The following is a 9,234-nucleotide window of genomic DNA, read 5'->3' as shown; positions in this document are numbered from 1 at the left end:
GGCCCTACACCCCGCCGTGGCGGCCGCCGTGCGCCGCGGGCTCGGGGAGCGCCCACGGGCTCGGGGTCGCCTTGGCCCCGAAGAAGTCGCCGCCCTTGCTCTTGACGTCGTCGGTGCCCCAGGCCTCGTCCCGGCCGACCTCGCGTAGGCGGGGGATGTGCTTGCGGCAGTGGATGTAGGCCTCCTCGACGTGGACGAGGACCCACACGAGCGCGCGCTGCCCGGGCACCTCCGGCGTCGGGAGCGCGGGAACGTGCTCACGGATCCGGTCGTCCTCGACGATCCGGGCGCGTCCGTTGACGTGCAGCCCGATCCGATCGTGCAGGAAGTCGAGGAACATCAGGCCGATGTGCGGGTTCTCCATGATGTTGCCGACGCTGGCGAACACACCGTTGCCCCGGTACTCCGGATAGGCGACGGTGTACTCGTCGATCGTGTGGACGAACCCGGGCGGTCCCGCGCGGAAGCTGGAGTCGCACTCGCCCTTCCCGTCGGAGGTGGCGATGAACAGCATCTGCTGGCGGGCGACGAACTCGCGCATGCTCGGGTTCAGATGGTCGAGCATCTGATCCTGGTAGAAGCGGTCGGCGCGGTCGGCGGTGCCGAGAACCGCCTGGACGTGGCGTTCACCCTCCGTACCAGGGGTGCGGCCGTCGTGTCGCGTCATCGGAGTCCCTCGCGGGGTCGGGGTCGGGGATGGCGTCGGGAAGGGGTGCGGTCGCGGAGGCGTTCCGCCGGGCTCGATCAACGCGTGGTCCGGGCGTACCGGCGGTGCGCCGCCGCGCCGCGCCCGGCGGCACTGGCGGGAGCACGCTCGGCGGAACCCATGGAAGCGCTCCCAGAATCCTGCTCGACACCGGCGAGCATGTTGGCGGTGATCCATTCGTAGACCAGCACCCACGCGGAGCTCATCGAGGAGGACCAGGTCGGGGAGATCTCGCTGACCGCGCGGACCAGGGCGCGGCCGACGTAGGGGTAGTGCTCGGGTTGGACCCCCAGTTCCCCGTGGTGCTGGGCGCCGAGCGCGCGCAGCTCACGTGCGACCTCGTCGGGCGTGTCGAGGTAATGGACGACCTGGAGGAGGGCCTGGGCCATCCGCCGGTGCTGGGGCCGCAGATCGTCGGCGAACATGCTCCGCACGCCGGGGGCCATCTGGAAGAGGTGCTTGTAGAAGGTCTCGGCCAGGCGGGTCGAACCGGTGGGCAGTTCCGAACAGGAACGGCGGACGGCGTCGATGACCGACTGGTCGGGAAGAGGGACGTGGGCCAGCGAGCGGGGAGCCATAACGTTCCAAGGGGTATCGGTGACAGGGCGACACCGGATCACCGGGGGCGCGAACGGCGTGCGCGCCGCCGCTCCGGGTCAGGGGCCGCTTGCGCGACCGGTGCGCTCCGCGACGACCGCGGGTCCTGTCGGGAGCCAGCGGCGGGTGAACGCGGCACTGTGCGACGGTCCGCGCTCCGGTGGCCGGACGGCGGAATCATGGGGTTCGCACGGATGGCTGAGAGCCGCTTTCTGCCCGTTTGTCGCAGAAGTGGTCGTACTCTAACAGAGACCTTCCGCTGGCACACCGTCACCGTGCGCCACATTGGTCACCACACGTGACCGGACGACGATGGCCGGGGCGGGTCCTCCCCACCCCGGCCATCGGTCCGGATCAGCGCCCCTCGTATCCCTCGGGGATCCAGTCGCGCCACACGTCCGGGTTCTCCTCCACCCAGATCTCGGCCGCCTCCGAGGGGTCGAGCCCCTCGTCCGCGATCATCCGCGCCACGGCGTTCTGGTTGGAGTTGCTCCACCGCCAGTTGTCGAGGAACTGGTAGGCGGGGTCACCCGTCTCCACGAACCCGGCCCGGAAGATCTTGTTCAGCTCGTAGACCGGGTAGTCGCAGGGGACGTCCTCCAGGTCGTCGTCGCACCCCTCGAAGTAGGGCGGGAACTCCACCTTGACCAGGTCGAGCTCGTCCTGGAGCCACTGCGGGTCGTAGAAGTAGAAGAGCACCGGCTCCTCGTTCGCGTACCGTCGCCTGACCTCGGTGATCTGCGATGCCTCCGACCCGGCGTAGACGATCTCCAGGTCCAGGTCGAAGGCGTTGATCATGCCCTGGTCCTGGGTGACGAACCCGGGGGCGCCGGCGAGGAACTCCCCGCTGTCCCCGGTCTGCGCCGTCCGGAACAGCTCGGAGTACTCCTTGATGCCCTCCATGGTCGCGATCTCGGGGTACTCCTCCACCAGGTAGGCGGGGACGTACCAGCCGATCACACCCTCGTTGCCGGTGGGGCCGCCGTCGACGACCGTCCCCTTGCCCTCGGGGCCGTAGAGCTCCATGAGGTCCTCGTGACCCCAGTTCTCCACGATGACGTCCAGCACGCCCTGGTCGAGCGCCTGCCAGGCGGGCTGCTCGTCCACCCGCATGAGCTGGACCTCGTAGCCCATCTCCTCGCGGAGGATGTAGGCCAGCACCTCGGCGCTGGCCTCGTACCCCACCCATCCGTTGACGGCGATCCGCACGGTGTTGGGGTCCCGGGCGACCTGGTCCGTGCGCACCGCGCAGGAGCTGACCGACACCGCGGCCAGCACCACCGCGAGCAGGCGGATCAGGGCGCCCTTCCTCATGAACCTAGGCACGGGGTGCCCTCCTTCCCTGCGTCACGCGGTCCAGGAACAGGCCCAGGCAGACGATCGCCAGGCCGGAGGCCAGACCCAGGCCGAACTGGTTCTGCGCCAGGCCGAACACGACACCGAAGCCGAGCGCCCCCGCACCGACCAACGCGCCCATGACCACCATGGACAGCACGAGGATGATGCCCTGGTTGACCGCGAGCAGCAGCGACCCGCGCGCCATCGGCAGCTCCACCTTGGTGAGCAGCTGCCACTTCGTGGAACCCTGCGACACCCCGGCTTCCAGGGTATTCGCGGGCACCCCCCGGATGCCGTCGTTGACCAGCCGGATCACCGGCGGCAGGGCGAAGACGACCGCCGCGACCAGCGCGGGGACCGGCCCCAGACCGAAGAACGCCACGGCCGGGATCAGGTACACGAACGGCGGCAGGGTCTGCATCGCGTCCAGGATCGGCTTCAGGATCGCCGCGAACACGTCGCTGCGCGAGGCCAGGACGCCGATGACCACGCCCAGCGCGATCGTCACCAGCGCCGCGACCAGGACCTGCGCCAGGGTGTCCATCGCCTCGGTCCACACACCGAGCAGACCGACGACGACGAAGGACACACCCGAGATCACGGCGGTGCGCACCCCGGCGAAGATCCACCCCAGCGCGGCGGCGACGAGCACCACCAGCCACCAGGGCGACCCCGTGAGCACGGCGGTCAGCGGGTTGATCACGAAGCTCTGGGTCACGGTGCCCAGGGCCGCGGTGAAACCGCCCGCCACCGCCTCGAACCACTCGTTGAACGCGTTGATCGGGTCGCTGATGTCGACCGCCAGGTCACGCGGCCACCCGTCCACGCCCAGGAAGCGCGCCACACCGACCGAGGCGATCACGATCGCCAGGCCGGCGCCGAGCACCGGAAGGCGAAACCGCGGGGCGATCTGCGGCGTGCGGGCGCCGTGCCCGACCGCGCCCGTCACCCGGTCCATCGCGATCGCCAGCATAACGATCGCGACACCGGCCTGGAACGCCTGGCCGACGTTGACCTTGGCCAGCGCTTGGTAGATCGCGTCACCGAGACCGCCCGCGCCGATGACCGACGCGATCACGACCATGGAGACCGCGAGCATGATGGTCTGGTTGACGCCCAGCAGGATGGTGCGCCGCGCCATCGGGAGCTGCACCTTGGTGAGGACCTGCCAGGGGGTGGAGCCGAGCGACGTCGTCGCCTCGATCGCGCCCTTGTCGACCTCGCGGATGGCCAGGGCCGTGATCCGCACCGCGGGCGGCATCGCGTACACCGCCGTCACCACGACCGCGGCCGGGTTGCCGATACCGAAGAGCAGCACGAACGGCAGCAGGTAGGCGAAGGCGGGCAGGATCTGCATGAAGTCCAGCACCGGCCGGATGCCCCGGTAGAACCGTTCGCTGCGCCCGGCCAGGACACCCAGCGGGAGGCCGACCAGCAGGGCGGCCAGGACCGAGGTGATGATCAGCGAAAGCGTGGTCATCGACTCGTTCCACAGCCCGGTCAGCGCGAACACCGCGAACGTGACCAGCACGAGCAGCGCCACCCGCCATCCGGCGATCCGCCAGGAGGCGAGCACCCCGAGGACGGTGACGCCCACCCAGGTGAGGAAGTCGAGGATCTGGTTGATCAGCACGACCGCCGACCCCAGACCCACCGAGACGTAGTTGAACCCGTACAGGAACAGCGGGCTGTCGTTGCGGTTGAGGACGATCCACAGGTAGAGGTCGTCCATCCGCGCCATGAACCACTCGCCGGTGGCGGACGGGAAGGGACCCGACCACCCGGGGTGGCCCAGCGCGCGGCTCACCCAGTATCCGGCGACGAGCACCGCGATCGCGATGACCGCCTGGACCCAGGTCCACGTCAGAGGAGTGCCGTCGGCCGAGTTCCCGGTGGTCTGACCGGAGTCCGACCTGGTCACCGTGGCCATGTCACCCACCGTCCCCGGTCGGGGCCGGACCGCCGTGCCCCTTGTAGCCGCTGGGTCCGTTGTAGCCGCCCGCGTCGGAGGACCCGCCGGGCTCCGGTGCGGCCGCGCCGCCCGTGCCCTGCCCGGGTTCGGCCCCGGACGTCTCCCCGTCGTCGGCTCCGGTGTCGGTGTCCGCCCCGGACGGTCGGGCGTTCCCGCCCGGTTCGCCGTCCGTCGGTTCCTCGCCGATCTCCTCGACGGCCTCCTCCTCGATGGCCGCCGCGACCGTGGCGTCGGCCAGCTGGTCCTCGGCGATCGCGCGCAGCACGTCGTCGCGGCCCACGTACCCGAGGAAGGTGTCCCCGTCCATGACCCGCACGGGCGCCGTGGTGGCGGCCAGCATCGGCAGGACCTCCGCCAGGACGGTGCGCGCCTGGCAGACCGGACCGTCGGTGCGCTCCTCGGGGAACGCGTCGCGAACCAGCCAGCGTGCGGTGAGCACCGTGGTACGGGCGACGTCCGAGGTGAAGTCGGCGACGTAGGCGTCGGCCGGGCGGCCGACCACCTGCTCCGGCGTACCCACCTGCACCAGCTCGCCGTCGCGCATGATGGCGATGCGGTCGCCGAGCTTGAGCGCCTCCTGCAGGTCGTGGGTGATGAACACCGACGTCTTGTCGAGCTCGCGCTGGAGCCGGATGACCTCGGCCTGCATGTCGCGGCGGATCAGCGGATCCAGGGCGCTGAACGGCTCGTCGAACAACAGGACCTGCGGGTCGACGGCGAGCGCGCGGGCCAGGCCGACCCGCTGCTGCATGCCGCCGCTCAGCTGGCTCGGGCGGGAGTTCTCGTACCCGGACAGCCCGACCATCTCGATCATCTCGCGGGCCCGGGCGTGGCGTTCGGGGCGCGGCATCCCGCGCACCTCCAGCCCGTAGGCCACGTTGTCGATGATCCTCCGGTTGGGCAGAAGGCCGAAGTGCTGGAAGACCATCGCCATCTTGTGGCGGCGCAGTTCCCGCAGGCGCTGCGGGCTGGCCTCCTCGATGTCCTCGCCGTCGAGCAGGACCTGGCCCGAGGTCGGTTCGATCAGGCGGGTCAGGCACCGGATCAGGGTCGACTTGCCCGACCCCGACAGGCCCATGACCACGAAGATCTCACCGGGGTGGACGTCGAAGGACACGTCGCGCACGGCGACGGTGCAGCCGGTCTCCTCCCGGATGCGGTCGCGGTCCGCGCTCTCCAGTTCGGTGCCGATGACCTTGTCGGCGTTCTTCCCGAAGATCTTCCACAGGTTGCGGACCGAGAAGGTGACCTCGGCCCCACCGCTCGGCGGACCGGCCGCCTCGGCCGTCTGCGTGCTCATCAGGCCTCCTCCTTCCGGACGACACGATCGGCGCGGATCAGATCCGCGGCACGCTCGCCGAGCGCCAGCACCATCACCATGGGGTTGGGTGTGGGCAGCGTCGGGAAGACGGAGGCGTCGGCGACGCGCAGACCGCGCAGACCCCGTACGCGCAGCCGGGGGTCGACCACGGCGGTGTCGTCGTCGGCGGCGCCCATCTTGCAGGTGCCCGCCGGGTGGTACACGGTGTGCGCGGCGCGGCGGCCGTACTCGGACAGCTCCTCGTCGGTCTGGACCTTGGGGCCGGGGGCGACCTCGCGCTTGATCCAGGAGCGGAACGGCTCGGTGGCGGCCACGTCGCGGGCGATCTTGAGCCCGTCGACGATGGTCCGCTCGTCGTAGCCGTCGGGGTCGGTGAAGTAGCGGAAGTCCAGCGCGGGCTTCGCCTTCGGGTCGGAGCTGGTCAGGTACAGCTTGCCGCGCGACCGGGACCGGGGGATGTTCGGCGTCATGCACACCGCGTAGCCGTCCTCGGGGGACTCGTAGCCCAGTCGCTTCGTGTTGTCGTCGAAGGGGATCTGGTAGATGTGGAACATCAGGTCCGGGCGCGGGTCGCTCGTGTCGCGGCGGACGAACAGGGCCGCGTCGGAGTCCATGACCGTCTCCCGCGGAACCGGGCGCTCGGTCTCCCACATGATGATCGACTCGGGGTGGTCGAGCAGGTTCTCCCCGACACCGGGCAGGTCGTGGCGGGCCTCGATGCCGACCGAACGCAGCTCCTCGGCGGCGCCCACACCGGAGAGCATGAGCAGACGCGGGCTGTCGACGGCGCCGGCGGCCAGGATGACCTCCTGGCGGGCGTTGACGGTGACGCGCTCACCCGACTTCAGGGTCGCGCTGACGCCCGTGGCGCGGTCGCCGTCGAAGACGATCCGGTCGACCCAGGTCTCCAGCATGACCGTGAGGTTGTCGCGCTCGCCCATGATCGGGTGCAGGTAGGCGACGGAGGCCGAGGACCGGTTCCCGGTGTAGGGGTCATAGGCGATGGACAGGAAGCCCGCCCCGTCGGCGAACCCGCCGCCGTGCGAGGTCAGGGCGTTGAAGTCCTCGACGACGGGGACGTTCGCCGCCTCGGCGGCCGAGGACACCCAGTCCTTGACCATGGCGTTGCGGTCCTTCTCGGCGACCGGGACGATGTTGCACTTGATCCGGTCGGCGTAGGACTGGACGGTGGCGTTGTCCCAGCCCTCGGCGCCCATGGCGACCCACTCGTCCAGGTCCTCGGCGAACGGCCGGAAGCTGATGAGCGTGTTGTGCGAAGAGCATCCGCCGAGCACGCGGGCGCGCGAGTGCAGGATGTGGGAGTTGCCGCGCGGCTGCTCGGTCGTGGTGTACCCGTAGTCGAGGTCGCCGTCGAGGACGCTCAACCAGTCGCGGAGCTTGATCACGTTCTCGTGGTCGCGGTCGTCGGGGCCACCCTCGATGACACAGACGGTGGTGCCCGGGTCCTCGGTGAGCCGGTTGGCGATCACCGAACCCGCGGTTCCACCTCCCACGATCACGTAGTCGTAGGTGCTCTGGTTGTCGGACACGGCCTGGTTCCTCTCGTGAATTCTTACTCAGGGGGATGCCGGGGGTACCGACTCGTGTGTCCGGGTCCGGTCCCCGGTGAAGACCGCCCCGGACGGTCGGACCGTCCGGGGCGGTGTCAGGGCGTGCGTGGCGGACACACACCCTGCTACGCGACGCCCCAGCACAACTCTCGCGGCGTTCTCATCAGTCGACAGGACACCCACCCTGACTCCTTCTCAGGCCTTGCGATAGCCGCACCGGATACGCCCGCCCGTCGCCCTCCACCACCCTCAACCGACGCCTACGGCGCAGTGGCTTCCTCGGCGACGGGCAGCGCCCACCACACACGCCCTGGCTAACCGAACCAGCGCTGGGGTTCGGGGGCGAGATTGCGGTAGATGTGCTTGGCCTCCCGGTACTCGTCGAGCCCGGCGAGGCCGAGTTCGCGGCCGACGCCGCTCTGACCGAAGCCGCCCCACTCGGCGCCCGGGAAGTAGGGCCCGTAGTCGTTGACCCAGACGGTCCCGTGCCGCAGGGCGGCGGCGACGCGCTCACCGCGTGCGGTGTCGTTGGTCCACACGCCGCCGGAGAGCCCGTAGTCGGTGTCGTTGCCGAGCTCGATCGCCTGCGCCTCGGTCTCGAACCGCTCGACCGTCACGACCGGGCCGAACACCTCGGTCTGGACGATGTCCATGGAGCGGTCGCAGTCGACGAAGACCGTGGGGCGGTAGAAGTAGCCGTCGGCCAGCTCGGGGGCGTCGGGGCGCTTGCCGCCCGCGATGACCCGGGCGCCCTCCTCGACGCCTCGCGCGACGGCGGCCTCGACCTTGGATCGGTGCTCGGCGGAGACCAGCGGCCCGCACCGCACTCCCTCGACCTGGCCGCGGCCGATCCGGATGGCCTCGGCCCGGCGGGCGAGTTCGGTGGTGAAGGCGTCGTGGATGTCGTTGTGCACGATGAGCCGCGCGCCCGCCGAGCAGACCTGGCCGGAGTGGAAGAACGCGGCGCTGAGCGCGTAGTCCACGGCGGTGTCCAGGTCCACGTCGGGGAAGATGATGTTGGGGTTCTTACCGCCGAGCTCCAGGGCGATCTTCTTGACCGTCGCGGAGGCCGCCGCCATGATGCGGCGCCCGGTGACCAGACCGCCGGTGAAGGAGATCAGGTCGACGTCGGGGTGCTCGGACAGGGGCGCGCCCGCGTCGGGACCGCTGCCCAGGACCAGGTTGACCACGCCCGCCGGGACGCCCGCCTCCGTGCTGAGTTCGACCAGCTTGGCGGTGGTGACCGGGGTGATCTCGCTGGGCTTGATCACCATGGTGTTGCCCGCGGCGATGGCGGGGGCCATCTTCCAGGCGAGCTGGAGCAGCGGGTAGTTCCAGGGCGTGATCATGCCGCAGACGCCGACGGGCTCGTAGACGACGCGGCTCTGCACGCCCTCGGGAGCGGAGACGAGCCGGCCGGCGTCCTTGTCGGCGAGACCGGCGTAGTGGCGGAAGACGTTGGTGACGTCGTCGACGTCGATCCCGCCCTCCTCGATCGTCTTGCCGGTGTCCAGCGACTCCATGACCGCGATCTCGTGGCGGTCGCGCTGGAGGAGGTCGGCGATGCGCTCCAGGACACGGCCGCGTTCGGTGGCCGTGGTGCTGCGCCACTCACCGTGGTCGAAGGCGCGTCGGGCGGCGGCGATGGCGTCCTCGGCGTCGGCGCGGCCGCCTTCGCTCACGATGGTGAGGACGGATCCGTCCGCGGGGTCCAGGATCTCCCGGACCC

General features: G+C 70.3%; 7 protein-coding genes. All 7 read right to left on the bottom strand.

Going from position 1 to position 9,234, the window contains the following annotated elements:
• Positions 1-4 precede the first annotated feature (4 nt).
• Complete coding sequence (locus D471_RS0125475) at positions 5-667, bottom strand: pyridoxamine 5'-phosphate oxidase family protein (RefSeq protein WP_017601237.1); 663 nt, start codon at positions 665-667, stop codon at positions 5-7.
• A 77-nt stretch (positions 668-744) separates the two neighbouring features.
• On the bottom strand, positions 745-1,284 hold the full coding sequence (locus D471_RS36160) for a globin domain-containing protein (protein ID WP_017601236.1): 540 nt from the start codon (positions 1,282-1,284) through the stop codon (positions 745-747).
• A gap of 373 nt (positions 1,285-1,657) precedes the next feature.
• Complete coding sequence (locus tag D471_RS0125465) at positions 1,658-2,617, bottom strand: glycine betaine ABC transporter substrate-binding protein (protein WP_017601235.1); 960 nt, start codon at positions 2,615-2,617, stop codon at positions 1,658-1,660.
• Between the two features lie 4 nt (positions 2,618-2,621).
• Positions 2,622-4,571, bottom strand: a complete 1,950-nt coding sequence (locus tag D471_RS0125460) for an ABC transporter permease (RefSeq protein WP_040691248.1) — start codon at positions 4,569-4,571, stop codon at positions 2,622-2,624.
• A gap of 1 nt (position 4,572) precedes the next feature.
• Positions 4,573-5,913: a quaternary amine ABC transporter ATP-binding protein gene (locus D471_RS0125455; protein WP_017601233.1), complete on the bottom strand. Its 1,341-nt coding sequence runs from the start codon at positions 5,911-5,913 to the stop codon at positions 4,573-4,575.
• Positions 5,913-7,484, bottom strand: coding sequence for a GMC family oxidoreductase (locus D471_RS0125450; RefSeq protein ID WP_017601232.1), 1,572 nt, complete (start codon positions 7,482-7,484; stop codon positions 5,913-5,915). Before D471_RS0125450 ends, D471_RS0125455 begins: the two co-directional genes overlap by 1 nt.
• A gap of 335 nt (positions 7,485-7,819) precedes the next feature.
• On the bottom strand, positions 7,820-9,234 hold a 1,415-nt coding region (locus D471_RS0125445; RefSeq protein ID WP_017601231.1), incomplete at its 5' end, for an aldehyde dehydrogenase family protein.

Origin of the sequence: Nocardiopsis lucentensis DSM 44048 (genome assembly GCF_000341125.1) — a bacterium.
Taxonomy (GTDB): domain Bacteria; phylum Actinomycetota; class Actinomycetes; order Streptosporangiales; family Streptosporangiaceae; genus Nocardiopsis; species Nocardiopsis lucentensis.
Note: the sequence above shows the minus strand (reverse complement) of the source record. Positions and strands in the feature narration are given on the sequence as shown.